Genomic DNA, 26,631 nt, shown 5'->3' with positions numbered 1-26,631 from the left:
AATTATCGGATTTGCTAGTCGCTTTAGCCTGTTTATTAAAAAACAATTTAAAGCGAGATAGTTTCAATGAGCGAAAGTGTATAGATTAAAAATGACAAGCGTGTTGCGTAAAAAAGTCGCTTTTATGACAGCGGTAATAAATTAGCCTTATTGGCCGAATTTAAACTGCAGGGGTAATGTTTGAAGTGTAAATTTTATAAGTAAGATTGTATTTCACTTAGGGTTTGCCGCCAATCTGTGTAGTTAATAGCAATGGGGTATGCGCTATTGTTTTTTATTAATACTAACGACGGAAAACCTTGAATAGGTAAACTGCGAACAAAGTTAAGCTCATCATCAAAGCGACGCTTAAGTTCCTTAGAGTGTAACTGCTGAGTAAATAAACAGGGATCTAAACCAATTTTTTCGCATAGTTTAATAAGTACGTCTTCATCCGATGGATTTTGCGCCTTTAAATAATACGCTTGTTGAATAGCGTCAATCATCTGTGGCTCTTTGTTAAAGCTACGAGCAATTAAAGCCGCTCTGCAGGAGGGATAAGTAGAACGGCGCGGTTGGCATTCTCGCCAAAAATTAAAATTAAACTCAGTGCCTAATTGGTTGCTAATGTTTTTCCATATGCCTTGTAGTTGCAACTGCATATCGGCACTCATTGGCTGGTCGCTATCAGCAGCTAAACCTCCGATTCTATATTCTATAGGCAGAATATTTGCTAGAGCCGATTCAAGTTTTTGCCACGTAGGCTTATATCCCCAGCACCAGCTACACATAGGATCATGCACATAAATAAGCTTATTGACTGACATACTCGCCATGCGCAAATATGACTTTATTGCGCCCTTGTGATTTTGCCTGATATAAATACTCATCGGCTAGTTTTAATGCACTGTCGTAGTCATCAATATGATTAGCTTGTGCAATGCCAATGCTACAAGTTAACGATACTCGTTGTTGTTTATCAGTTAATATTACATGATGTTGCACGCATTCTCTAAAACGATTAGCCAAAATACTGGCTTCTATGGTGGTCATTTGCGGTAAAATAACCACAAACTCTTCGCCACCATAACGAGCTTTAAGGGCGGTTGCAGAAAATTGCGACTCTAATAATTTAGTAAACTCTATTAATACGGTATCGCCAAAATCATGGCCGTAGGTATCATTTAATTGTTTAAAGTTATCTAAATCAATGAGCAAAATAGACAGCGGCAAATAATGCGCTGGCCGTGAAGCAGCAAGCTTTAAAAAATGTGAAGTAATAAAACGGCGGTTGGGTGCGCCTGTAAGCTGATCTGTATAGGCGTGTTGTTTTTGTTCTAAGGTGATATCTGCAATGGCAAGGTGGCTTCTGTGACGAAAATACTCACCGATAAAAGAAAACACCAGCACTAATGAAAATGCAGCAACAAAACGGGTCTTTTCTACCTCACCATACATAACCTGCCCCATATCGGGGCCATACAACATAACAATACAACTCAATAACATGGCACTACTTAACCATGCGCCAAGTTTAACACCCAGTATGGCAAATACAGCTACAGGATAAAACATTAGCCAATATAACGCGGTGTTTTCTTTACCCCCAGTGGATACTAAAGCTAAGCACATCACAAATACAATCATCAAGGTAATTAACGCGATAGCATTAAGCTGTTTAGTTTTTATAAAATAAACAATGCATCCTACAATCGTTAAGTTAACTGAAATTAATGCGGCAGTTAATATAGGTGCATAAACGCGATGGTTTGCAATCACCAAATAAGTAATTAACACCAAGGCAATCGCTATCATGGTAAATAAAGAAAACGCTTGGCGTTGTCTATCAAAGCTATAAACACTATCAATATTGATTAAACTGAGCCAGTTTGGTTTATTTATTTTTGTTTTACTGCTCATACTTTGAATTTTTTAACCATGCGCTCTAAGTCACTGAATTGATGTTTGAGCTTAGTACACTCTTCTAAAGTGAGGTTAAGGTTAGATTGACCTTGAATCGATAGGTCGCTAATAACATGGATATCTGAGTGTAATGATTTAACAACTTGATTTTGCTCATCAGTAGCATTAGCCACACTATGATTAGCGTCGGTTATTTGCTTTATCGCACTAATTATTTGTTTCATTACATCGCCAACTGCATCAGCTTGCTGAACACTTTTTTCACTTTCTTCTAAACTGGTTTTCATCAGCTCAACGGCAGAGCTTGAGCCTTTTTGTAGTTCAATTACCGTATTTTCAATTTCTTGCGTTGATTGCTGAGTACGTTGTGCTAATTGCCTGACTTCATCAGCAACAACGGCAAACCCTCTTCCCGCTTCACCTGCACGTGCCGCTTCTATTGCCGCATTTAAAGCAAGCAAGTTAGTTTGTTCACTCACGCCTTTGATTACCGCAAGTACATTACCGATATTAGCAGTATGTGAATCTAAACTATTAATTGTTTCTTGTGCTTGCTCTATATTTTGCGAAAGTTGATGAATGCTCGAAACGTTATTCGTTAGTGTTTGCTGATTTTTAGCGCAATATTGATCAGCATCTTTAGCAAGTGTTGAGGCATTACTTGCACTAGTTGAAATTTCAGTTGCAGTGGCTGAAAACTGGTTAATTGCCGATGCCACACTGTTGGTACGTTCACTTTGGTCGTCGTACATAGTTAATGTAGAATCTGTTTGGGTAACCAGTTTAGCAACCGCGGTTTCTAGCAACTGTGTTGAAGACTTAACTTGAACAATTGAATTTTGAATTTTTTCTATAAAAATATTAAATGAATTACTTAACTGACCAAACTCGTCATCGTTCTCAACACTGAGTCGACAAGTTAAATCGCCTTCACCTTGTGCTATATCTCTAATAGCATCATTAAGACGATACAAAGGTCGCATTAAATAACGCAGTAAAAACTCCAGTGATGCAACAATCACTAAAATACCAATAATTAAAAAGACAATTGCCTTTTGACCAAACGAAGAAACACTTGAATACGCTTTATCTTTATTGACTACTACACCCAGATACCAATCAACATTTTCAATACCACGAATCTTAGTAAAGGATACCAGCGAGGTTTCACCCGCTACTTGATACTCTGTAAACTCTCTTGCTAACAGTGCATTTTTACCAATCAAATCTGCGACTTTTTTTGAATTTAATTTACTATCAGGGTGACTTAATATTTGCCCTTTATTATCAAGTAAGAAGCCATAACCGAGTCCCAAAAAATCAATATCGCCAATAATTTCAGCGATGGTTTGCATATCAATATCTGCTCCCGCTACCCCTTTAAATTGACCATTACTATTAATAGGCGCAACGGCTGAAATTGTCAGTTCGTTGGTGGTCACATCAATATAAGGGGTTGTAAAAGCCGTTGTTGTTTTATTTTCTACTAATTTATACCAAGGGCGACTTGTAGCATCAAAATCGCTGGGGAGCACAACACTTTGATCATTTAAAATAAATGTCCCCGATGATTTACCTATGTAGGTATTTTTAAAATCCCCGGCAAGCTCAGCGGTATTTAATTGCGAAAGCGTTAAAGACTTCGTATCGTTATCTTGATATGTTTTTGCGATAGAGATCACAATCGCCAATTTATTATTGAGCCAACTTGCAATGTTTTTAGAAACCGATTCTGAGTTTTGCTCTAGCACCAGCGACAACTGCTCTTGAGTTTGATGACGCATTGAAAAATAGTTATTTATAGTGAAAACACCTAACACTAAAACTAACACTAATGACGCAGCGATGGTGATTTTGGAGGTGAATTTTAGCGAGCTAAACATAAGTACCTTAAGAATTAATCATTATTACCACTGCCTTTTTAACAAATTTTTAACTGAAAGTCTTAGCAAATATTGTTCAGGCGAGGTTAATAATTAAAAATAATAATAAATAATGAGATTTTAAATCCAAAAAGAACGGTATTTGGTTAAATCTTAAACTTATAACAAGTTGTAATTTAACCTATATAAGCTTAGCTTTGTTGCTGGCATTGACTAATTATAGGTAACTGTCGCAGAACCTTCATCTGTGGATCGATAACGATAATGTCGCTTTTTTTGGCATTGATAGTGATCAGTCCATCCACTGGAGTGTGAGTTGTCAACTTCCCGTTTATAGAAATAGGAATCGGCATTTTAAACGCTGTGCCATCTTTTTCGCTGTTACTCCAGCTTAAATAAATGACTGTGTTGGTTCGCTCCATTGTTAAGGTTGGTAACGCGGCTTGCTTTAAATACACATCAAATAACCACGTATAATCATCGCCCGTGATCCGGTTAACAATATCAATAAAATCTTGGCTACTGCGATAACGCGACTCGATTGGATAACTCAAATTAGCTGTTTGCGTTTGACCATATACTAACTCTCGGGCAGCTTGCCAAAATAACTCGTCTCCAATTAACCATCGCAGAGTGTGAAGCGTCCAACCACCTTTACCATAAATATCTGCATTAAACGCTTCTTTAGAAGTAACTTTCCCTTGTTTAACAATAGGATGGCAATTTTTTAATCCTAAATACGCGGTGTACATAGCATGATTATAAGCAGCTTCACCAAATTTAAATAAGCTGTAAGCGGGTTGCATATAGAAACCAAAGCCTTCGTGTAACCACGCATCGTTGAGTTTTTCATGTGTCATTAAATTGCCAAACCATTCATGTGCCAACTCGTGCTGAATAAGCCAGTCATAGCCACTTGGATCGCGGGTATACCCTTTACCATAAGCGTTAATGGTTTGATGTTCCATACCCAGATGCGGTGTTTCTACAAAGCCTAATTTTTGCATTCCCCAAGGGTAAGGCCCTAATACAGATTCAAAAAATGCGAGCTGTTGATATACATCATCATTGAGTAGCATAGTGGCTTTGTGGCTGTTTTCAGGTAATGCCCAGAATTCAACAGGTACCTGCGTGCCGTTAATACTTTTATATTGCTGTTGAATACGTTCGAAGGGACCAATGTTTAACGCAATATTGTAATCACTCGCAGGCTCAGATAAAAACCAATCAAATTCAGTTGTATTATTTTTTAATGGCATGATTTTTTTAAGTACACCATTACTAGCAACACTTAAGCCCGTTGGTACTGTCACACGAATACGCATACTGTCGGCTTTATCACTGAAGTGATCTTTGCAAGGCCAAAATAAGTCACAGCCTTCGCCTTGTACCGCTGTTGCTATCCAAGGCTCACCTTGTGAAGTATGGCTAAATACAAAGCCACCACTCCATGGGGGATTAGTAGCTTCATGAGGGTGTCCTGAATAGCTAATGGCAACCTCGACAACTTCACCTGGGTATTTAGCTTCATACAAATCAATAATGATAACGCCCTGCTGGTGACTAAAATTGGCTGATTGCTTAGCAACAGTGACATTTTCAATAGAGAAACGACTATCGAGCTTGAGTTCGACTTGCTGCGTTTTTTTCAGCACTCGAAACATGGTTTTACCTATGCCGGAAATTTTTTTCTTACTGGGCAGGACAACTAGCTGTAAATCGTAAAAAATGACATCAGTGGTTTGAGCTATCGTGGATAACGACTCACCAGTACTTGCTACTTGAGGAGCTAAAGCTGCAGGCTTTGAATAACAGCCTGTTAGCGGAATGCTTAGTAACATTAGCCAACAACAGCAAAACAAGTAACATAGCCTATGCATAAAATGTAAAACCTTGTAGTTATTATTTTTTCATTATAATTACATACTTTTACATTTATAGAGTTAAAAAAAGACGAACTGCTTATTTTTTAAGTTAATTAGTTACTTTTATTTACATTTAACTAGGATCTGTTGATGCTTTGCGGATTAATATTTTTTTAAACTGGGGGCGATTTAATCGTGGTGCGAGGTTGGTAAATTAGTGGTGGGCTCGATAACTGCTCCTGCGCTATTCCATTAGCTTACATCCATGTAAGAATAAGTAAAACCGAGCAAAGCTACCACGTCCTGTTCACGCTTATATTGTGTATATTAAGGTTGTTTTTTCCATTTCATTTTATTATTAGTATCGCGTGAGGAAATAATGGTTTCATCGCTGCTTTGAATTCCGCCCAATTTCGCGAGTCGGTCATAAAGAACAACATTACAAGTTGCCGCTAAATTCATACAACCTATAGTTGGGATATACACAACTTCGTCGCACCATTTTAAAACGTCTTTAGGCACAGAGCCGTCTTCTGGACCAAACACATAAAATGCGTTCTCAGGATGAGTAAACTCGGGTAAAGGAGTGGCACCTTCAATTAGCTCTATTACCACTACTTTTGCGTCTTGTGGCTTAACTGATGCTAAATTGTCGGTGGCGGTTAATGGAATACGTTGCACCACATTTTTAGTATCAGTATGAAATTTTTGTGCATTTAAATAACGGTTGCCGGTAAAAAATACCTGCTTGGCGTCATAACAACCAGCAGCGCGTAACACCGCGCCCACGTTGGTTGGGCTTTTAGGATTTATTAAACCAATACTTGCTTGTAACTTACTCACTAGTTGCAATCCTTGGTTGGCCACTCGGCAATATACAAGTCAAAATCTTCCAGTTTTACATCACAATCTTTTACTGTTTTATCTTTGACTGAAATATTTAGCTCATGCATTTTAGTTTTATCGCCGTTATTAAGTAACGGATGCCACGTTGCTAAACCGCGCCCTTCATGAAGTCGGCGGTAGCTACAGCTTTGGGGCATGAAAAAGATGTCTTTTAGGTTTTCTTTAGTGAGCTTAACGCACGAAGGGACTAAGGTTTGGCGGTTTTCGTATTCACTACAGCCACAGGTATTGTTATCAAGGTATTGGCAAACAATATTAGTGAATATAAGTTGCTCGCCTTCTCTTAGCTGATCGGTAGCAGTAAAGTCATCTTCGTCTTCACTGTCAATAAAGGTGTTTAAACAACACTTTCCACATCCATCACAAATGGCTTCCCATTCTTGTTGGTTCATTTCATTCAGGCTTTTGCTAAGCCAAAATTGGGTATTTGCTAATTGTTGATCAAACATGGTGTTCTCGCCCCTTTTAAGAGCGCGCATTCTAACGTATTGCAGCAAAGCGCGCAAAGCCAATCCCTAATATCTGCATGGCTTCGCGCGATTTTATTACTGCTGAGATTTAACCCAACGTTTAATTTTTTGCTCAAGGATAGGCATAGGTAATGCACCATCAATCAATATTTGCGTATGAAACGCTTTAATATCGAATTGCTCACCTAATTGCTGGTGGGCGTAATCTCTGAGCTCTTTAATTTTAAACTCACCCAATTTGTACGATAATGCTTGCCCAGGCCATGCGATATAGCGCTCAACTTCAGCAATAACATCACTTTTTGCCATTGAAGAATTTGCTAGCATGTAATCAATGCCCTGTTGACGTGTCCAACCTTTGGCATGAAAACCTGTATCAAGCACTAATCGCATCGCTCTTAACTGCTCATCGTTAAGACGCCCATACCACATATACGGATCGGTAAATAAACCCAGTTCTTTGCCTAAGCTTTCTGCGTATAATGCCCAACCCTCAGCAAACACCGTGTAGCCGCCGAATTTACGAAAATCGGGCAAGCTTTGCACCTCTTGTTGCAGCGCTATTTGAAAGTGATGCCCCGGAGCGGCTTCATGAATAGACAGCGTTTCGAGTAAGAACTTAGGCTGTGCTTTTAAGTTGTATGTATTGATATAAAATATACCTGGGCGCGAACCATCAGGAGCTGGTCCTGCATACGACGCTCCCGCAGCCGATTGGGCACGATAGGCTTCAACCGCTTTAACAATATAAGGAGCCTTAGGCTCAATATTAAATAACTTTGGTAAGCGGGCGTCTATTTTTACTTTAATTTGTTCATAGGCGGTAATTAACTCATCGGCTGTTTTATAATAAAACTCATCTGAGTCACGTAAGTGGTTAAAAAATGCTGATAATTCTCCTTCAAATCCTACGGTTTCTTTAACCGTTTCCATCTCACTTAAGATTCTTGCCACTTCACTTAAACCAATCTTATGAATTTCATCCGCTAATAAACTTAACGTAGTATTTTTCTTTATTTGGTATTCGTACCATGCTTTACCATTGGGTAAATCAGCATAACCAACAGAATCGCGGGCATAAGGAATATAATCGTTAAGTAAGAAATCGCTCATTCGCTGATATGCAGGCACTAATTTATCTAAAATCAATGTTGTATATTGCGATCTTAACTGTTGCTTTTCATCAGCTGAAAAAGAGTCGGGCATGGCTTTAATGGGCGAATAAAAGAGAGAATCTTCTGCGCTTGTAACAACATGCGCTTTAAATTGCGGGAGTAATTTTTTTGCTAATGGCATAGGCAGTACCACATCGTTTTTAACGCCTTGCGCCATTGATTGTTCAACACTTGCAAGCCATTTAACGAAACCATCTGCACGCTTGATAAATTTTTGGTAGTCGGCAACAGTATTAAAAGGCTGAGCACTTTGTCCTGAACCAAATCCAGCGAAGGTATTATGCGCACCCGACATTTGATTTATCGGTAACAAATAATTTTTATATTGCATCCCCTCAAGCTTGAGGGCTAAATCTCGGGATAATACTTCAAAATTCAGTAGCGCTTGACAGGTCAGTTGTGATTCATCAATCAGCGTTAAGCGTTGTTGATATTTTTTGTAAAATGCGGCTTTTTTATCGCGATTAAGCTGCGATATTTCAGGTAAAAATTGATCATCAAATTCATGGCGGCCATTGTAAGTAGCGCTTAATGGATTAAAAGCTAATGATTCATCGTAGTACTGAGCAACGAGCACATCTAATTGCTGCTCGGCTGATAATTCGCTTATTACAGGTGCGACTGACTGATTTGTGTTTAATTGTGAGCTGGTGCTCATACAACCACTTAAGGCAAACATAACGCTACTGGCAACCAATGCTATTTTAATAACTTTCATAAAGATCCTTGTTAGTTTTTACCCGCCAATTATGCGGTTTTAAATAGCTTAAATAAAGCAATTACGGTCAATGCTATTCGTCGCTACATTATTTACTCAATAGCGCATGGTTGCTACATTCAAGTGAATGAAAATAATTATAATGACTTAAACATGAAAAAACATTTATTGACTCTATCAATCGTATTAATGAGCTTAACCAGTGCAAGTGCACTAGCCACAACCTATATATCGGCCAAAGCTTTGCTAGATGTTGAAACAGGCGAACTTAAGGCTAATCCGCTGATTGCTATAGATAAAGGTGTTATTAGCCAAATCCAATTTAATAAAAAGCCCAAGCTTAGCAGTAATGATGAACTGATAAACCTACCAACGCTTACCCTGTTACCTGGGTTAATGGACATGCACGTACATTTAACCAGCGATCCAACTGTGTCTCGAAGTGAACGTTTAGGGCAATCTGTTCCGCGAATGGCCATTAAAGCCAGCTATTTTGCTAAGCAAACCTTAGAAGCTGGATTTACTACAGTAAGGAACTTAGGTGCTGAAGGCTACAGTGTTATTGCGGTGCGAGACGGTGTGAATGCAGGTGATATTATCGGCCCACGCATTTGGGCTGCAGGGCCTTCTTTGAGCATTACTGGTGGGCACTGCGATAATAATCGCTTACCTCCAGAGATGAAATATACTGCCACCGGCGTTGCTGATGGCCCGTGGGCTGTGCGTATTAAAGTGCGTGAAAATATAAAATATGGCGCTAATGCAATCAAACTATGCGCCACAGGCGGTGTATTCTCTAAAGGAACAAAAGTCGGCATACAGCAATACGCCTTTGAAGAAATGAAAGCCATTGTTGATGAAGCGCACATGCGTGAATTACCTGTTGCCGCTCATGCACATGGAACTAACGGTATTAAAACGGCAATTAAAGCCGGTGTAGATAGTGTTGAGCACGCTAGCTTTTTAGACGATGAAGCAATCGCGCTTGCAAAAGAGCATGGAACTTGGCTGTCTATGGATATTTATAATACCGAATATACGCTAAGCTTTGGTGAACAAAATGGCGTGGATGAAGAAAATCTAAATAAAGAACGTCTGGTATCAAAAAAACAACGCGATAGTTTTAAACGCGCGGTTGAAGCGGGTGTAAACATGGTGTTTGGAACCGACGCAGCTATTTACCCGCATGGCGATAACGCTAAGCAGTTCTCGCGAATGGTTGAATTTGGTATGAGTGAATTACAAGCCATCCAAGCCGCAACCATTAATAGTGCTAAATTATTAAAAGCTGATAAACAACTAGGGCAAATTAAAACTGGTTTTGCAGCTGATATTATAGCGGTAAACACTAACCCATTAAAAAACATTTCTACACTAGAGCAGATCCCATTCGTTATGAAAGCGGGTGTGATTTACAAACAGTAAACCCAAAACGCCTCTATAAGGTTGAGCTGCGCTCAACCTTAACAGTTTTTTAGCAAATTTAGCTAAGCTGCTTGTTTAGCCATCAATATTTTATTCAAAAGATCTTTCCGCTAAACCAATTATTTACTGTAATACTCCATTGAAATTTTCAAATATGATTGCTTTTAAATCACATTGAATAACAATCAAGCAAACGTACCTATTAAAGTAAAAAAAATTGAACTTTTTATTTAATTTTAAAATGATAACCATTATCATTCGCGCAAATTAACAAATGCGAATGGTTATCAGTTTATGAAAAGGTTTCAATACTCTCTCCTCACTCTGGCGTGCTTAAACGCAAGTTTAGCAATGGCTAACGAGTCACAAGTTAATTCAGATATTGAACGAATTAGCGTTTACGAGCAACAAAACCGAGTAGTGATGAATTCAGGTTTAGCGACTAAATCAGACATGTCACTAATGGAAACCCCTGCACCGGTGGTTATTGTTGATAAAGCACTGATTGAATCACAAGGTATTGATAGTCTTCAGGATGTGATCCGCAATGTGAGTGGCCTAACTCAAGCGGGTAATAACTATGGCATTGGTGACAACTTAGTTATTCGTGGATTGGGCGCTAATTACACTTACGATGGCATGTATGGCGGCGCAGGCTTAGGCAATACATTTAACCCTACGCGTTCTTTAACCAATGTTGAATCGATTGAAGTGTTAAAGGGTCCTGCAACTGGACTGTATGGTATGGGTAGTGCCGGTGGTGTGATCAACCTGATTGAAAAAAAACCACAGTTTAACGAGCAACATACCCTAGAAATGGATATCGGTCAGTGGGATAGTTATTCGCTTGCACTTGATAGCACCAATGCAATAACCGACGATTTAGCTTATCGTGTTATGGCCAAAACCGCCTCTAGCGATGGCTTTCGTGATTTAAAAGATCAGCGCGATGAAATTTACTCGTCTTTAAAATATGTGCTTAATGACCAACAATCTTTTGTATTGTCTGGGGCATATATTAAAGATGCTATTGCAGTGGACTCTATTGGCCACCCTATTCGTATTTTTAACAGTAAATCGGTTAACGGTTTAACTGCAGGAGAAGTATCAGGCGCCGATTTAGTTAATGACCCTACAGCAAGTGGCTTACAATTGAGTGAAGTACAACGAAATGAACTCACTAACTCTTTGGCAAGCAATGATGGCTTAACACCCTTTAACTTTGGTACCAATGGCATAATATCACCGATGGCAAAGGATAACGAAGGTGAAGAGCTGCGTTTTAAATTAGCGCACAATTACTACATTAGTGATGATTTATTTTTAAATCAACAGCTACAGTACCGTAATTACACTTCTAGCTTTGCCCGCCAAACAGGTGCTTATAATTATGTGTATTGGAACCGACGCGGTGTAATTAACCAAGATCCACGCGCACCGTTAGTTGTTGATAATGTATTACACCCATTTGCGGCCAGACGCCAAGAATATCGCCAAGTAGAAGCAGATGAGAAATCATGGCAATACTTTTTAGATTTACGTTATGACTTTATGCTCGGCAATATAGAAAACGAATTACTGGTTAATGCCAACTACGAAGACCGAGATATTCGTTTTAAACAATACTCCATTTATGATGCCGATAAGGTTATTAAAAACAAAGACGGTGAAGTGATTTATCAAGGTGCACTACCGTATATTTTTGATATACGCCAGCCAAATTGGCCTGCGGATGAATTTGCTGATTATGATCCGCTTAAAACCAGTGATTACAATAAAAAAGTACAAGCATGGGGCGTAGGCCTTCAACATGTTGCTTACATTAACGATAAGATCACTACTCGTATTGGTGTTGCTCATAATCGTATTAAACAAAGTTACGAGCACTTTGGTGTTGACCCTCGTTATAGTCAAAGCCGCGCAAATCCAACGCCAGAAGCAAATACCTCAGACAGTGGTTTAACGTATAACCTAGGTGCTACTTATCAAGTAAACGCTGATATGGCTTTGTTTTTAAATCACTCTAAAGGGCGCACAGCTTACAGTGTTCTTGGCTCTGTTGCCGGTAATGAAGCCGATAGAGACGATTCCGAATCTGTGAGTAATGATTTAGGATTTCGTTTTAAAGCATTTGATGACCAATTACTGGCATCAATTGTGGTATTTGAAAGTGCGCGTACTAATTTAGAATATGCCAACCCTCTTTATGAAGCCGGCGTGTCAGCACCTAATGTAGTAGAGAGCTTCTTTGATGGTGAAGAACAAACAAAAGGTGTAGAGATTGATTTAAATGCCTATTTGAACGATCAATGGAAAGTTAACATCAACGGTGTTTATCAAGATGCCAGAGATAAAACTAACCCAAATCGTGACAGTTATAATACTCGTCAAAAAGGGGTGCCTTATGTAACAGCAAGTTCATGGGTTACTTACTCAGCAGCGCTGTTTGAATTACCGCACGCAGTTGATTTAAGCGCAGGTTTAACATTTGTTGATAAGCGTAGTACTAACTCAAGTTCATTTGGTATTGATAATGGCTACGTACCCGCTTATACCTTATATGATGCTGCGGTTAGCTATAAAGCAGACAACTGGCAGATGCAATTAAACATTAATAACCTGTTTAATAAAAAATACTATTCTAAAGCCATGTTTTTAGGCGGAATGCCAGGTGAAGAACGTAATGCAAAGCTAAGCTTTAGTTACACACTTTAATAGTTTAATAATTTAAAAAGCACGGTATTTCAATTGAGATACCGTGCTTTTTTCATGTAAAAACTTAATATTAAATCGTAACAACTATGCGGCCGTTTATTTCGCCTTTAAGCATGTCATCAAAAATTTCATTAATATCTTCAAGTTTTTTCTCTTCAATGATGGCTTTTACTTTGCCTTGCGCAGCAAATTCAAGACATTCTTGCAGGTCTTTGCGCGTACCTACAATAGAGCCAACCACTGAAACACCATTTAATACGGTGTCAAAAATTGGCAATGGCATGTCTTCAGGCGGTAATCCAACCAATACACATTTCCCCCCTCGGCGAACACTTTTATAAGCTTGTTCAAAACCTGGTTTTGATACTGCCGTACAAACAACAGCATGCGCGCCACCTACTTGCTCAAAAATGGCCTCACTGGGCACCACTTCTTTAAAATCAAGCGTAATATCAGCACCCAACTCTTTAGCTAGCGCCATTTTCTCTTTACCAGTATCTACCGCAATAACATTAAAGCCCATTGCTTTTGCATATTGCACTGCTAAGTGCCCTAAACCACCCACACCGACAATAGCGACCCATTGACCTGGTTTAGCGCCAGACACTTTTAAAGCTTTATACGTTGTTACGCCGGCACAAAATAAGGGGGCAGCTTCAGCAAAACCTAAACCTTCCGGTATTTTGATGATGTAGTCACCATGAGCTAAACAGTATTCTGCATACCCACCGTCAATAGAGTAACCCGTATTATGTTGCGATAAACAAAGGGTTTCGCGTCCATCTAAACAAAACTCACAATGGCCACATGCACTGTATAGCCATGGTACGCCTACTCTATCGCCCACTTCTAAGTGCTTAATATTACTTCCTAGTTTTTCTATTACACCAACACCTTCGTGTCCAGGTACTAATGGCATTTTTGGTTTTACCGGCCAATCACCATGACATGCGTGTAAATCAGTGTGGCACACACCACAAGCGGCTATTTTTACTAGGACGTCGTCAGGGCCTACTTCTGGAATAGGTAAATCGGTGATCGCTAACTTGCCTTTATATTCTGTATTTATTGCTGCTTTCATAGTCATTCCATCGTTTATAAAAAGTTTATGCTATTTAACAAGGGCGTTAAACGGCAAGATTATGTTGCATACCCGCAACATACCTCACTATAAATGCTTAAATATTAATCTATATCAATCATTAGTCGTAAAACGTGGTTTTTTATCCCAGCTTAAGTCTTGCCATACTTAACCAGCGTGCTAGCATAGATTTCATTTATTTTTGAAACTTGTAACAATGACATTATCAGAAAAAAACTTTGCCTTTGTAATGCATTGTGGTGAGATGGGCAGCCGCTGGGGATTTAATCGCACCATTGGACAAATGTGTGGTTTATTGATTATTACTAAAGATCCAATGACGGCAAATCAAATCGCTGATGCGCTAAGTATCTCTCGCGGTAACGTGAGTATGGGGATCAAAGAATTACAATCTTGGCAGCTGATCAAAGTAATGCATATCCCAGGAGATAGAAAAGAGTACTATGCCCCTGCAGGCGATATTTGGGATATGGCAAATCGCGTATTCGAAGAGCGCAAAAAACGTGAAGTTGAGCCTACACTGAGCTTACTCCGAGATAACTTACTAGACGAAGCAAGTAACGACGATGAAATTTATGCTCAAAAACAAATGGGCGAAATCCATAACTTACTTGAAACAGTAACTAAATGGTCCTCAGAATTACAACGTTTAACTCCTGAGCAGCTTAATAAGCTAATGAAACTAGGTTCAGGGATTGGCAAAGTCATTGACCTAAAAGATAAAATATTTAAAAAAGAAATTTAGTCGATATGTAACTCACAAAAAAGCCGCAATTTGCGGCTTTTTTTAGTTATTTGCTTTAGCTTAAATCTTTGGGTAAGCAATTCTATCTGACAAATAGCCCACGCTAGTTGCAAAGTAATATGACCGATTCCAGTGCATAAATACCTTGTAGTTGTCGTATGCTAAATACATGCGCCCATTTACATCATCAGGCATCACTAGTGCAGCATCCACAGCAACATTTGGTAAATCGCTGCCATCAGCACGACGAACCCCTAATGCTTGCCAATCAGCGAGTGAGCGCTCTGAATTGTTCCAATATTCAAGCCATTGCTTACGTGTTTTAGTACCGCGCTTTAAAATATACTGCTGGTCAAAATCAGCAGGTAATTGAACTTGGCGACCCCAGGTTAAGTTGTCATCCCAGCCCTCTTGCTTTAAGTAATTAGCAATAGAGGCAAACGCGTCTTCCTTGGTTGTCCAAATATCTTTGCGGCCATCATTGTTGTAATCTACAGCATAGGCATTAAATGAGGTTGGCATAAATTGAGTTTGCCCCATTGCACCTGCCCATGAGCCTTTAAATTTATCAAGCGTAATATGACCCGACTTTAATATATCCAGTGCAGCCCATAATTGGCGTTTGTATAGTGCTTCACGGCGTCCATCAAATGCTAGTGTTACCAACGATGAAATCACGTTGTGGCCACCTTGAATGGCACCAAAATTACTCTCTAAGCCCCAAATAGCCACGATAAAGCGTGCTTGAACACCAAAGTCTTTTGCGACCTTCTCTAAAACTTCTTGGTTTTCTTTATATAATTTACGCGCACGATCAATTTTCCATTGAGGCACACGTTTTGGTAAATATGTTTCCAGTGTTTCTTTTACTTCAGGCTGATTTTTATCTGCAGAAATCACTTTTTCTTTATAAGATGCAGTGGCAAATGCTTGCTCAATTAACTGAGTATCGTAGCCTTTAGCTATTGCCTCTTGCTTTAAATTAGTAAGGTATTGTTGAAACTCAGCTTGGGTTTTTGCCATCACCGATGAGCTTAAACATACACCACACAATACAACTGCTAATTTTTTAATCACTATCTACTCCATTTTGTTTTCTTAATTGACTCAGCAAGTTTTCCTCTGGTGGCGGAATTTGTAAATAATAGCCTTGGTCGCTAAGCGACTGTTTTAAAGTGTCTAAATCCGCTACGCCTAATTGAGTTCGCTTAGCTAAGTTAATGATCATCACGTACTGAGGTTGACCAAACATGGCCATTAAAGGTTCCGGAACTTTACTAAAATCGTCTCTTTTTTCAATAAATAAGAAAGTATCTGCTTTTTTCTTACTTTTATATACCGCAGTTAGCATTATGGCCCTATAAAATCTTGCTTAACAGTGCTACACACTATAACATGGCAATAATAATAAGTTATAAAAATTAGTGTGGAAACTTTAATAAAAGCCTTGTTCAGCCTAGGTTTATATAAAGTTACATGCTAACTAGACAATCCAGTTGAGCATCTATGTCGGACCAAATTTTTGAGCTAAAAGGCAACCTTTTTACATTATCAGTTTTACATCTTTATAGTACTGATATTAACCTTTTAGCAGAACAACTGTATGTAAAAATAGCCCAAGCCCCAAAATTCTTTGAGGGTGCCCCCATTGTCGTTAATTTAATTGAAGTAAAAAACAGCACAATCGACTTTGTTCATTTAAAATCACTTATTGAACGCATGAGCTTTAATGCGGTGGGTGTATGTAATGGTTCGGATGAGCAACACAAACAAGCAAAAGCTGCAGGGTTATCTGTTTTAAACTATTCACAAGACGTTAAGAGTGAACCCGCAAGAGTAGAGCCTAATACGTCAGTGGTTGAAAAAACCGTGTATTTACCAGCACAAATTATTAATGGTGCAGTACGCTCAGGCCAACAAGTTTACGCCAAAGACCGTGATTTAGTGGTGTTAGGTGCAGTAAGCCATGGTGCAGAAGTGATTGCCGATGGTAATGTACACATTTATGGAACTCTACGCGGCCGTGCTATTGCCGGTGCAAAAGGGCTAGAAAACGCATATATATTTTGTAATAAATTAGAAGCAGAACTCGTTTCAATCAATGGTAATTACTGGATCAGTGACTCACTGCAAGGTGAACACTGGGGTAACGCAGTTCAAATACAACAAAAAAATGAATCTTTAGAAATTTCAGCTTTGGTTAAAGGATAAATCTCATGGCAAAAATAATTGTCGTTACCTCGGGTAAAGGGGGTGTTGGTAAAACAACATCAAGCGCAGCAATTGGTACAGGCTTAGCACTAAAAGGCTACAAAACTGTTATCATCGATTTTGATATCGGCTTACGTAATTTAGACCTAATTATGGGTTGTGAACGTCGCGTAGTGTATGACTTCGTTAATGTAATCAATGGCGAAGCCAACCTTAACCAAGCACTCATAAAAGATAAACGTGTAGAGAAGTTATTTTTACTTCCTGCATCACAAACACGCGATAAAGATGCACTCACACGCGAAGGTGTTGAACGTGTACTTAATGAATTAAAAGAAGACTTTGACTACATAGTCTGTGATTCTCCGGCAGGTATTGAAGCCGGTGCAATGATGGCAATGTACTTTGCTGATGAAGCAATTGTAACCACTAATCCAGAGGTTTCATCAGTACGAGATTCTGATCGTATACTTGGAATTTTACACAGTAAATCTAAACGCGCCGAAGAAGGTTTAGAAAACATTAAAGAGCATTTGCTAATAACACGCTATAATCCAGATCGTGTAACAAAAGGTGAAATGCTATCTGTTGAAGATATCCAGGACATTTTAGCCATCGACTTACTAGGTGTCATACCTGAATCTCAAGCAGTACTTAGTGCATCTAACTCAGGACAACCCGTTATCCTTGATAGCGAATCTGACGCAGGCCAAGCTTATGCCGATGCGATCAGTCGTTTATTAGGTGAAACGGTTGAATTTAGATTTTTAGATGTTGAGAAAAAGGGTTTATTCAAACGGATATTTGGAGGTTAATGTGTCTTTACTTGACTACTTCCGCTCAGAAAAGAAAAACAGTGCGTCATTAGCAAAAGAGCGATTGCAGATCATTGTCGCGCACGAACGTTCTCAGCGTGGTACACCTGATTACTTGCCGCAATTAAAGCAAGATATATTAGATGTCATTCGTAAGTACGTAAATGTAGGCGCCGATGCGGTTCAAGTTCAGTTTGATCAAAATGAAGACGATTTAGCCGTACTCGAGCTCAATGTCACATTACCTGACGAAGAAAAGAAATAACAAACAAGGGCGCTAAGCGCCCTTTTTATTTGTTTGTCACTCGCCTTTATGACTTTAATTATCCCACTCTTTTAGAGCATCTTTAACAAAGTCATAGCGCCATGAACTGAGTAAATCTGGCTTTATGTGATTTAATTTTTGCTCATCTGTTAGCTTCCAATTCCAACTAATTAGCTGATTAATTTGCTTTTTAGATGCCATGACGTCTTCTGGTATATTGTGCTCTTTAGCAACTTTCGTAATTTTTTGTTTGATTTCTTTCGCTACTTTTTTATACGTAGGAAAATCAATTAAACGTTTTAGTACTTGTGGGTGCTGCTCAGGTGGAACTGTTTTAGCCTGCTCAATGCACTTTAAAATTTCAACCCCTGAACGATTCACTTCAATAGGCTCAACACCCGGAATTTGTCTCAAGGCATTTAAACTTGAAGGACCTCGTTTAGCGATTTCAGTCATGTTATGCTCTTTTAGCACAAAGTTAAGCGCTAGATTTTTTCGAATTGCTTTATTTCTTCGCCACACAGCTAACTCTTTAAGTACCACTAATTCATGCGGCTTAAGCTGCCATGCATTTTTAATCTCTTTATAAAGTAACTCATCTGGTGTTTGAAAAGCACGCTTGTTTGCCACTAATTCACTTTCATTGATCACAATGTCGAATAAATCAGCTGCTTTAATGCTGTCTATAATTAACTCAAAACAAGGCAGTAAGTGATATGTATCAGCTGCAGCGTATTCAAGTTGTTTTTGAGTGAGAGGACGCTGTAACCAATTGGTGCGCGATTCACTTTTATCAATTTCAATATTCAATAAGGTTTTTACCATTAAGGCAAACCCCATACAGTTGCCCTCACCTAATAGCTGAAGTGCAAACTGAGTATCAAACAATGGATAAGGAACAAAACCTGCGTATTTTTGAAAAACTTCAATATCTTCTGAAGGAGAATGAAGTACTTTTAAAACGTTTGGATCTTTAAGTATCTGCCAAAAATCAAATAAGGAAAGCTCTGCAAGCGGGTCGATGAGTGCTAAATGTTCGCCATCATAAACTTGAATGAGTGCAACTTCGGGATACAAAGTACGGCGGCGCATAAACTCGGTATCAATAGCAAGAATGGGTTTGTTTTTTATTTGTTCTACAAACGTATTTAGCTCATTTTGGGTTTGGATCAATTGGTAGTGCACTGAGTCTCCTACAATAAAAAAGCCGACATATGTCGGCTTTTTTATAGTTGCTAATCTTTTAAGGCTCTTCTGAGAATTTTACCCACGTTAGTTTTGGGTAACTCATCCTTAAACTCAACGAGTTTAGGAACCTTATAATTAGTTAAATTATCACGACAATGTTTTATTATATCTTTTTCAGTTAAAGAAGGGTCTTTTTTCACAACAAAAACTTTAACTTGTTCACCACTAATGTCATGAGGAATACCAATTGCAGCAACTTCTAATACACCTTCGTGCATTGCAACCACTTCTTCAATCTCATTTGGGAAAACATTAAAGCCTGAAACAATAATCATGTCTTTTTTACGGTCAACAATATAGAAGAAACCTTCATCATCGTACGTCGCAATGTCACCGGTTGCAAACCAACCATCTTTTAAACATTCAGCGGTTGCGTCTGGGCGATTATAGTAACCAAGCATAACTTGAGGGCCTTTAACCCATAGCTCGCCTGGCTCACCTTTAGCCGCTTCTTCACCGTTATCAAGCATTAACTTAATATCTGTACTTGGCGCAGGCAAACCAATAGAGCCATTATATGCCTCTAAATCATATGGGCTAATTGTTACTAATGGAGCACATTCAGTTAAGCCATAGCCTTCCATTAATTTAGTATTGGTCACTTTTTGCCACTTTTCTGCAACAGGACGTTGTACCGCCATACCGCCACCCAATGACATTTTAAGGTGACTAAAATCAAGTTCAGAGAAACCAGGAGTGTTTAATAAACCATTAAATAGAGTATTAACCCCTGTAATAGCAGTAAATTTATGCTGGCTCAGCTCTTTTACAAATCCAGGCATATCACGTGGATTAGTAATTAAAACGTTTAAACCACCGTATTTCATAAATGCCAAACAGTTAGCTGTTAGCGCAAATATATGATAAAGCGGAAGCGCGGTAATAACCACTTCACTACCACGGTCAAGAACTTTGTCTAAACAACCAGAAACTTGTTCAAGGTTGCCTACCATATTGCCATGGCTCAACATTGCGCCCTTAGATACACCGGTAGTTCCACCTGTGTACTGTAAAAAAGCTAAGTCACTTAGATTGACGTCTGGGCGTGTGTAACCATTTGGATCAGCTTTTAATAAATCACAAAATTTAATCGTGTTAGGTAACGTGTAACTTGGCACCATTTTTTTGAAATGCTTAACTACAAAATTAACTAAATGCTTTTTAAGACCCCCCATCATGTCACCTACTTGGGTAACCACAATGTGTTTCACGTCTGTGTTAGGCAGCGCTTTTTCAAGCGTATCAGCAAAGTTAGCTAGTATAAATATTGCCGATGTTTCAGAATCTTTTAACTGATGCTCTAGCTCACGTACGGTGTAAAGTGGATTAACGTTAACCACAACGCACCCTGCGCGTAAAATACCTAAAATAGCAATAGGGGTTTGCAACAAGTTAGGCATCATCACAGCGACTTTATCGCCTTTTTTTAGCCCTAAGTCGTTTTGAATATAGGCGGCAACACGTTTCGTTGCTGCATCTATTTCGTTGTATGACAATGTTTTACCCATATTTGTAAATGCAGGTAAATCTTTGTATTCATTAAAACTTTTTTCAAACACTTCGAGTAACGAGTTGTAGTGCTCAGGATCGATTGTTTCAGGCATACCTTCTGGGTAGCGCTTAAGCCAGATTTTTTCCACTCTTAGCCCCTGTTTATAATTATATTTTTATTAACCTTAATCTAAGTAAGGCACTTTCACAATTGAGCAAATACTCTAATCTAGAGATAATCCCACATTTATCGGTAATATACAATTAACATGCACTACTTTGCACCATAAATGCGTGAATGTGTTCAAAACATAGCCCACTACTTTGCATATGGCAATGATGTCCACCGGGCACATCTATTACACTCAAGTTATTGTAATATTTACTATACTTGTCTAAATTTTGTTTTACAAATGGATAACCTTTATCACCTAATATTAATTGACATGGTGCAATTAATTCTTTTATTGCACCAATACATTGCGCTTCATCAAATCGAAAACCTGAGTGATTTTTAAGCTTAGGATCAGTCGTTAACTCAAACCCACTGTGCATTTGTTTTATATTTCTGTCCATCAGCAACGCAATTACTTCATCATTTAAATCAGTTGTTTTTGCACGCGCTTGATAAATTTGCTCTTTAGAAGTATATGTCCTTGATTTTTTAATCGTTAACCGTGCCCTGTTAAGTATGGCATTTCTTAGCTGCGAAGCGACTTCATTTGCTTGCGTGGTAACGCAGCCAATTCCTTCAATAAAAGAAACGGATTTAACATACTCGTTAAAACAACTCGCAAATAAACCCGCGACCATCGCCCCCATCGAATGCCCGACCAAATGTACCTTTTTTAATTTAAGCGCTGTGATTAAGGCATACACATCATCCACATAATCAATAAAGTAGTAATGTGCCTGAGGGCTTCGCCAAGATGATAGTCCATGCCCTGCAAAATCAATACAATACCACGTTTGATTTGACGGTACGTCAGTTAGCATAGGTGCAAAGCTAGCACTGTTATCTAACCAACCGTGAAGCGCAATAACAACCTCTTCACCGTCTCCAAATTTAAGGCCATGTATATCTAAGTCGTTAGCTTTGACAGAAAATGGTTGCAATGCAAACCTCTACTTTTTATTTGGTTATAGCAATAACATACAAGAGTTATTACACAAATAATAGAACCGAGCTAGAAGAGCACACACTTAAATCGCGAGATTTCATAACATATTCATTTATTTATCTGGTCATCAGTATACAATAATAGTCGCTATTAAAATAAGTACACTTAAAGGGTACACACAATGAAAAAACAGTTCGGCTTATTAGCGCTTTTATGTACAACAACAGGAGCATTTGCTCAAACAGCGCCTAAAAATGTTATTTATATGATTGGTGATGGCATGGGTCCCGCTTTCACAACCGCTTATCGATACTACAAAGATGACCCAACAACAAAAGAAATAGAAACCACCGTTTTTGATACCATATTAAAAGGCATGGCGCACACGTATCCAGATGACCATACCTATGTTACAGACAGCGCAGCAGGTGCAACTGCACTTAGCAGCGGCCATAAAAGTTATAATGGCGCTATTGCCGTCGATACAGCTAAAAAGCCTGTTAAAACCATGCTAGAAATTGCAAAAGAGCAAGGAATGACAACAGCTTTAGTAGCTACCTCACAAATAAACCATGCAACACCAGCAAGTTTTGCCGCACATAATGAATCAAGAAGAAACTACGATGATATCGCTAATGACTACATTGACAATAAAATTGCAGGTAAATTACCGGTAGATTTAATGTTAGGCGGTGGTACTCAATACTTTATTCGTGATGACAGAAACTTAGTAGACGAATTTAAACAAGCTGGTTATCAATATGGCGATGATATTCAAAACCTTGGTCAAATCACTCAAGTGCCTGCTATAGGTTTATATGCACCTAAAGGCTTACCGTTTGCTCTTGATGAAAACCCAACAAGATTAAAGCAATTAACTTCTAAAGCGTTTGATTTGCTTGATGGGCAAAATGATAAAGGCTTTTTTGTGATGATTGAAGGCAGCCAAATTGACTGGTGTGGTCACGCAAACGACATTGCCTGTGCAATGGCTGAAATGGATGACTTTGCTAAATCAATCGAAACGGCTAAAGCCTATGTAGATAACAACCCAGACACTATTTTAGTGATCACGGCAGACCACTCAACAGGCGGTTTAACTATTGGTGCACATGGCCAATATAAATGGGAAACAGATGTCATCAAAGGTGTAAAAGCCACTGCGGGCACATTGACCAAATTACTAATGGGTTCTGATAACCTTAAAACGGTGTGGCAAGCTAATACCAGTATTGAATTTACAACTGAAAACGAAATTAAGCTTAAACAAGCCAAAGCTATGGGCGAGAAAACCCTAAACTTGGCCGTTAAAAGCATTATTAATGACTTAAGCTTTACAGGTTGGACAACGGGCGGTCACACAGCGTCTGATGTACAAGTATTTGCCTATGGCAAAAATAGCGATGACTTTGTTGGCTCTCAAAATAATACCGATATAGCTAAAAAATTAATTGGTTATATAAAGCAGTAGTTTTTGAAACTTAATAAAAAAGCCCGAATAATTCATTCGGGCTTTTTTATTTTTTTTAATCTTAGCTAAGCGTATATATCAACACCAATTAAACTTTGAACTTCAGCTCTTCGCTCTAAATTAGCAAACTCAGTATAAGTAGAAATCGCTTTGCTTACTTGAGCACTGGGTTGATCGTAAATAGTTTGGCTGTATTGGGTATCTTTGCTGTTCGCTTTTGTAAACTCTTTTGCAAGTTCAAGCCCTTCTGGGCTGCTTTTGACATAATCGGTATTAGTTTTTTGTGGTTTGGCTTGCTCTATTACTCGTTCAGGCTGCGCCGGAACTACCGAAGTAGAACGCACCTTAGCAGGTATATCACCTGTAAAAAAACCTGAACTTATAGGTAGCGACACAGCGCTTCTCCAACCAACAACATAACTAAATTATGATTTAAAATCGCTTAATTTGCAAACAACCGTGTTTGTTTATTCACGGCCCGGTAATTTTTTCCATGTTACCGTATCACGCACATACTTTGGTTGTGCATCACTGGCTTTTACACCCTTACCTGCAAGGTATTGCGCCTCTACTAGTGCCAACATATACTGTGCATCCGGTAAGGTTATTTCAGGCTGTATGGTCACACTATTAAATGGCGTTAATGCTTCAGGGTAACTTTTAAACCCAGTTCCTACGGCTGCAGCATCGATGTTTGTATCTATCAAAGTTGCATCTAACAATTCAGGTTTGAATACTCGCTCTTCGCCTTTAAGTGTCATCAATCCATCTTTTGCATGGTATTGAGCAAAGTAGATTTCTCCCATACGCGCGTCAATACTAGAATAAACATCGTTAGCACCAAACTGTTCTAATGCCTGCTGTGCCATGACTGCTAAAGTAGATACCCCAACTAATGGTAAATTAGTTGAATACGCAAGACCTTGGGCAATGGCTACGCTTATACGCACGCCAGTAAAGCTACCTGGCCCTTGGCCAAATCCTATTACGTCTAAATCTTTTAATTTACAGCCGGCTTTACCAAGTAGCTCATCAATAAGTGGCAGAACTTTTTGGCTATGCTGCTGCGGACACTCTTCAAAATGATGAAATGTTTTACCCTGATAATGCAAAACAATAGATAATGCTTCAGTAGAGGCATCTAGGGCGAGAATGTTACTTTTGATCATTTTTGTACTCAATTAATATGTTTTAAAAATGTATTGGCATCTTCTAAGCTACGTGTACGGCGCATTGGCGGTAAACTCTTTAAAAATACTTGTCCATATTGGCGTGTTACTAAACGATTATCGCAAATCACTAGCACGCCTTTATCTTTGTTGTCTCTTATTAAGCGACCTACCCCCTGCTTTAAGGCAATCACCGCTTGAGGTAATTGAATATGCGCAAACGGGTCTTTGCCTTGCATTTGGCAATCTTGCATTTTAGCTTGTAGTAAAGGGTCATCAGGTGCAGCAAATGGCAGTTTATCTATAATAACACAGCTTAAGGTACTACCTCGTACATCAACCCCTTCCCAAAATGACGCGGTGCCCAGCAATACCGCATTACCATGGCGAGTAAATTTTTCTAGTATAATTCGTTTAGACATTTGCCCTTGCATATAAACTGGGTAGTCCATTTGCGTAGTTAAGCCCTCAGCCACTAAATGCATCATACGGTAACTGGTAAATAACACAAAACAACGCCCTTTAGCCGACTTAATAAGCTCTAAGGTTAATTTTACAATCGCATGGGGCATATTATCTTCATGCGATTGTGGTAAATAACGAGGTAAGCACAGCAACGCCTGATTCTCATAATCAAACGGGCTATCTACCATCATACTTTGCTTTGGTTTTAAGCCAAGGCTCGCATTAAAGTGGCTCAGTTCATTGTCGACCGATAACGTGGCCGAGGTAAAAACAAATCCTGAACCCGACTCTTTCATCATTAAAGCAAATTTAGCCGATACATTCAGAGGCGTAATATTAATAGTTAAATAGCGCCTCGTGGTTTCGTACCAGTAACTAAAACCTGTTTGAGCAGTATCGAATACGCGCTCTAACTGACCTTTAAAAGCCAATACTCGTTCAAACGGATGTTCTATTTTATCACTTCGCTCTAAGCATAACTTTAATACCTGATACACAAACTCTAAATCACTAATAACCCGGTGTAAGGCCGAGCAAATAAGCTTATTACTGAGCTTTTCACGCCAGTCACCTCGACTGCCATCTACTCCAAACTGCAGCCTTAAATCAGCGACACTGGTTTCAAGCTTATTTAAACTTTTGCCTAATTGCAGCATGTCTGGAATTTCAGCGCGATAAATAGCGCGCAAATCGTTAATTAAATCCACCAGCTTTTTGGTGCTCATGGTTTCGCCAAAATAGTCACTGGCAATTTCGCTTAATTGGTGAGCTTCATCAAATATGTAGGCATCGGCATTGGGCATTAGCTCTGCAAAACCAGATTCCTTTACCGCCATATCAGCAAAAAACAAATGGTGATTTATTACCACAACATCGGCATCCCCCGCTTTTAAACGCGCTTTGCGAATATAGCATTCTTGAAAGTCTGGGCACTCTTTGCCTAAGCAATTATCAGCAGTTGAGCTTACATACGGCAACACTTTGGCATCTTCTTCAATACCAATACAATCGGCTAAATCGCCGGTATGCGTTTCACTGGCAAATTTAGCAACCATAGCGAGCTGATGCATTACATCAGGGTCGTCTGTTGGTACGTGTGCCACATGTTGAGTTAGTCGATACGTACACAAATAATTGGCACGCCCTTTTAACAAGGCCGTTTTTTTAGCTGCACCTAAGGCTTTTACTAATACGGGTAAATCGCGGTGATAAAGCTGCTCTTGCAGTGCTTTAGAACCGGTTGAAATAATCGTTTTGCCCTTAGATTTAAGAGCGGGGGCTAAATAAGCAAAGGTTTTACCTGTGCCAGTGCCTGCCTCAACAACAAGTTGAGACCGGGTTTTTAATGCATCCTCAACCGCCACCGCCATATCGATTTGAGGCTGGCGTGGTGTGTATCCATCTATTGATAAAGCCAAAGGCCCGGTCGCACTAAACAGCTGTTTGATAATACCAATCACTATGTAAAA

At 39.0% G+C, this 26,631-nt stretch carries 23 protein-coding genes; 7 read left to right on the top strand and 16 right to left on the bottom strand.

The window, feature by feature from the left end; genetic code table 11:
- Window positions 1–194 precede the first annotated feature (194 nt).
- The 7 genes from PUND_RS18170 to PUND_RS18140 all read right to left on the bottom strand — a co-directional run bounded on the left by PUND_RS18170 (window position 195) and on the right by PUND_RS18140 (window position 8,919).
- Window positions 195–806, bottom strand: a complete 612-nt coding sequence (locus PUND_RS18170) for a DsbA family protein (protein WP_010388836.1) — start codon at window positions 804–806, stop codon at window positions 195–197.
- A complete protein-coding gene (locus PUND_RS18165) occupies window positions 793–1,899 on the bottom strand; it encodes a GGDEF domain-containing protein (protein WP_010388838.1) in 1,107 nt (368 codons plus the stop codon). The genes PUND_RS18170 and PUND_RS18165 overlap by 14 nt, the downstream gene beginning before the upstream one ends.
- A complete protein-coding gene (locus PUND_RS18160) occupies window positions 1,896–3,785 on the bottom strand; it encodes a methyl-accepting chemotaxis protein (protein WP_010388839.1) in 1,890 nt (629 codons plus the stop codon). Before PUND_RS18160 ends, PUND_RS18165 begins: the two co-directional genes overlap by 4 nt.
- Window positions 3,786–3,976: 191 nt before the next feature.
- Window positions 3,977–5,626, bottom strand: coding sequence for a M1 family metallopeptidase (locus PUND_RS18155; protein WP_010388841.1), 1,650 nt, complete (start codon window positions 5,624–5,626; stop codon window positions 3,977–3,979).
- A gap of 351 nt (window positions 5,627–5,977) precedes the next feature.
- Entirely contained in the window at window positions 5,978–6,493 is a 516-nt protein-coding gene (locus tag PUND_RS18150) for an RNA methyltransferase (RefSeq protein WP_010388843.1), read from the bottom strand.
- On the bottom strand, window positions 6,493–7,005 hold the full coding sequence (locus PUND_RS18145) for a YcgN family cysteine cluster protein (RefSeq protein ID WP_008468055.1): 513 nt from the start codon (window positions 7,003–7,005) through the stop codon (window positions 6,493–6,495). The genes PUND_RS18150 and PUND_RS18145 overlap by 1 nt, the downstream gene beginning before the upstream one ends.
- Before the next feature lie 96 nt (window positions 7,006–7,101).
- The gene (locus PUND_RS18140; protein WP_010388844.1) at window positions 7,102–8,919 is read right to left on the bottom strand and encodes a DUF885 domain-containing protein; all 1,818 of its coding nucleotides are present in this window, start codon (window positions 8,917–8,919) and stop codon (window positions 7,102–7,104) included.
- Between the two features lie 153 nt (window positions 8,920–9,072).
- On the opposite strand from PUND_RS18140, the gene PUND_RS18135 reads away from it, so the two are divergent.
- Together PUND_RS18135 and PUND_RS18130 are read left to right on the top strand one after the other, a co-directional pair.
- On the top strand, window positions 9,073–10,344 hold the full coding sequence (locus PUND_RS18135) for a Xaa-Pro dipeptidase (RefSeq protein WP_010388845.1): 1,272 nt from the start codon (window positions 9,073–9,075) through the stop codon (window positions 10,342–10,344).
- A 294-nt stretch (window positions 10,345–10,638) separates the two neighbouring features.
- On the top strand, window positions 10,639–13,059 hold the full coding sequence (locus PUND_RS18130) for a TonB-dependent receptor (RefSeq protein ID WP_041709247.1): 2,421 nt from the start codon (window positions 10,639–10,641) through the stop codon (window positions 13,057–13,059).
- Between the two features lie 70 nt (window positions 13,060–13,129).
- On the opposite strand, the gene adhP is transcribed toward PUND_RS18130, so the two are convergent.
- Window positions 13,130–14,140, bottom strand: coding sequence for an alcohol dehydrogenase AdhP (gene adhP / locus PUND_RS18125; RefSeq protein WP_010388847.1), 1,011 nt, complete (start codon window positions 14,138–14,140; stop codon window positions 13,130–13,132).
- Between the two features lie 217 nt (window positions 14,141–14,357).
- Here adhP and PUND_RS18120 point away from each other — a divergent pair, with 217 nt between their 5' ends.
- Window positions 14,358–14,906: a GbsR/MarR family transcriptional regulator gene (locus PUND_RS18120; protein ID WP_010388849.1), complete on the top strand. Its 549-nt coding sequence runs from the start codon at window positions 14,358–14,360 to the stop codon at window positions 14,904–14,906.
- A 60-nt stretch (window positions 14,907–14,966) separates the two neighbouring features.
- On the opposite strand, the gene PUND_RS18115 is transcribed toward PUND_RS18120, so the two are convergent.
- The gene (locus PUND_RS18115) at window positions 14,967–15,983 is read right to left on the bottom strand and encodes a lytic murein transglycosylase (RefSeq protein WP_010388850.1); all 1,017 of its coding nucleotides are present in this window, start codon (window positions 15,981–15,983) and stop codon (window positions 14,967–14,969) included.
- Window positions 15,976–16,257, bottom strand: coding sequence for a YcgL domain-containing protein (locus tag PUND_RS18110; protein ID WP_008111526.1), 282 nt, complete (start codon window positions 16,255–16,257; stop codon window positions 15,976–15,978). The genes PUND_RS18115 and PUND_RS18110 overlap by 8 nt, the downstream gene beginning before the upstream one ends.
- 155 nt (window positions 16,258–16,412) lie before the next feature.
- On the opposite strand from PUND_RS18110, the gene minC reads away from it, so the two are divergent.
- Genes minC through minE form a run of 3 tightly spaced genes read left to right on the top strand, consistent with a single transcriptional unit; the run spans window position 16,413 to window position 18,197 of the window.
- On the top strand, window positions 16,413–17,117 hold the full coding sequence (gene minC, locus PUND_RS18105; RefSeq protein ID WP_008111529.1) for a septum site-determining protein MinC: 705 nt from the start codon (window positions 16,413–16,415) through the stop codon (window positions 17,115–17,117).
- Between the two features lie 5 nt (window positions 17,118–17,122).
- Window positions 17,123–17,932, top strand: a complete 810-nt coding sequence (minD, locus tag PUND_RS18100; protein ID WP_008111531.1) for a septum site-determining protein MinD — start codon at window positions 17,123–17,125, stop codon at window positions 17,930–17,932.
- 1 nt (window position 17,933) lies between these two features.
- Entirely contained in the window at window positions 17,934–18,197 is a 264-nt protein-coding gene (gene minE, locus PUND_RS18095) for a cell division topological specificity factor MinE (protein WP_008111532.1), read from the top strand.
- Between the two features lie 54 nt (window positions 18,198–18,251).
- On the opposite strand, the gene rnd is transcribed toward minE, so the two are convergent.
- The 3 genes from rnd to PUND_RS18080 all read right to left on the bottom strand — a co-directional run bounded on the left by rnd (window position 18,252) and on the right by PUND_RS18080 (window position 22,052).
- Window positions 18,252–19,382 carry a ribonuclease D gene (rnd, locus tag PUND_RS18090; protein ID WP_010388851.1) on the bottom strand — a complete coding sequence of 377 codons (1,131 nt, stop codon included), beginning with the start codon at window positions 19,380–19,382 and terminating at the stop codon, window positions 18,252–18,254.
- A 50-nt stretch (window positions 19,383–19,432) separates the two neighbouring features.
- Window positions 19,433–21,085: a long-chain-fatty-acid--CoA ligase FadD gene (gene fadD, locus PUND_RS18085; RefSeq protein WP_010388852.1), complete on the bottom strand. Its 1,653-nt coding sequence runs from the start codon at window positions 21,083–21,085 to the stop codon at window positions 19,433–19,435.
- Window positions 21,086–21,200: 115 nt separating this feature from the next.
- Window positions 21,201–22,052 (bottom strand): alpha/beta fold hydrolase, encoded by an 852-nt coding sequence (locus tag PUND_RS18080; RefSeq protein WP_010388853.1) that lies wholly within the window; start codon window positions 22,050–22,052, stop codon window positions 21,201–21,203.
- A gap of 186 nt (window positions 22,053–22,238) precedes the next feature.
- Here PUND_RS18080 and PUND_RS18075 point away from each other — a divergent pair, with 186 nt between their 5' ends.
- A complete protein-coding gene (locus PUND_RS18075) occupies window positions 22,239–23,528 on the top strand; it encodes an alkaline phosphatase (protein WP_010388854.1) in 1,290 nt (429 codons plus the stop codon).
- Window positions 23,529–23,593: 65 nt separating this feature from the next.
- Here the strand turns inward: PUND_RS18075 and PUND_RS18070 are convergent, their stop codons facing one another.
- The 3 genes from PUND_RS18070 to PUND_RS18060 all read right to left on the bottom strand — a co-directional run bounded on the left by PUND_RS18070 (window position 23,594) and on the right by PUND_RS18060 (window position 26,622).
- On the bottom strand, window positions 23,594–23,923 hold the full coding sequence (locus PUND_RS18070) for a hypothetical protein (RefSeq protein ID WP_010388855.1): 330 nt from the start codon (window positions 23,921–23,923) through the stop codon (window positions 23,594–23,596).
- 72 nt (window positions 23,924–23,995) lie between these two features.
- Entirely contained in the window at window positions 23,996–24,697 is a 702-nt protein-coding gene (gene tsaB, locus PUND_RS18065) for a tRNA (adenosine(37)-N6)-threonylcarbamoyltransferase complex dimerization subunit type 1 TsaB (RefSeq protein ID WP_010388857.1), read from the bottom strand.
- An 8-nt stretch (window positions 24,698–24,705) separates the two neighbouring features.
- On the bottom strand, window positions 24,706–26,622 hold the full coding sequence (locus PUND_RS18060) for a DNA repair helicase YoaA (protein WP_010388858.1): 1,917 nt from the start codon (window positions 26,620–26,622) through the stop codon (window positions 24,706–24,708).
- Between the last annotated feature and the right edge of the window lie 9 nt (window positions 26,623–26,631).

Source organism: Pseudoalteromonas undina, from assembly GCF_000238275.3.
In the GTDB taxonomy this organism is placed as follows: domain Bacteria; phylum Pseudomonadota; class Gammaproteobacteria; order Enterobacterales; family Alteromonadaceae; genus Pseudoalteromonas; species Pseudoalteromonas undina.
Note: the sequence above shows the minus strand (reverse complement) of the source record. Positions and strands in the feature narration are given on the sequence as shown.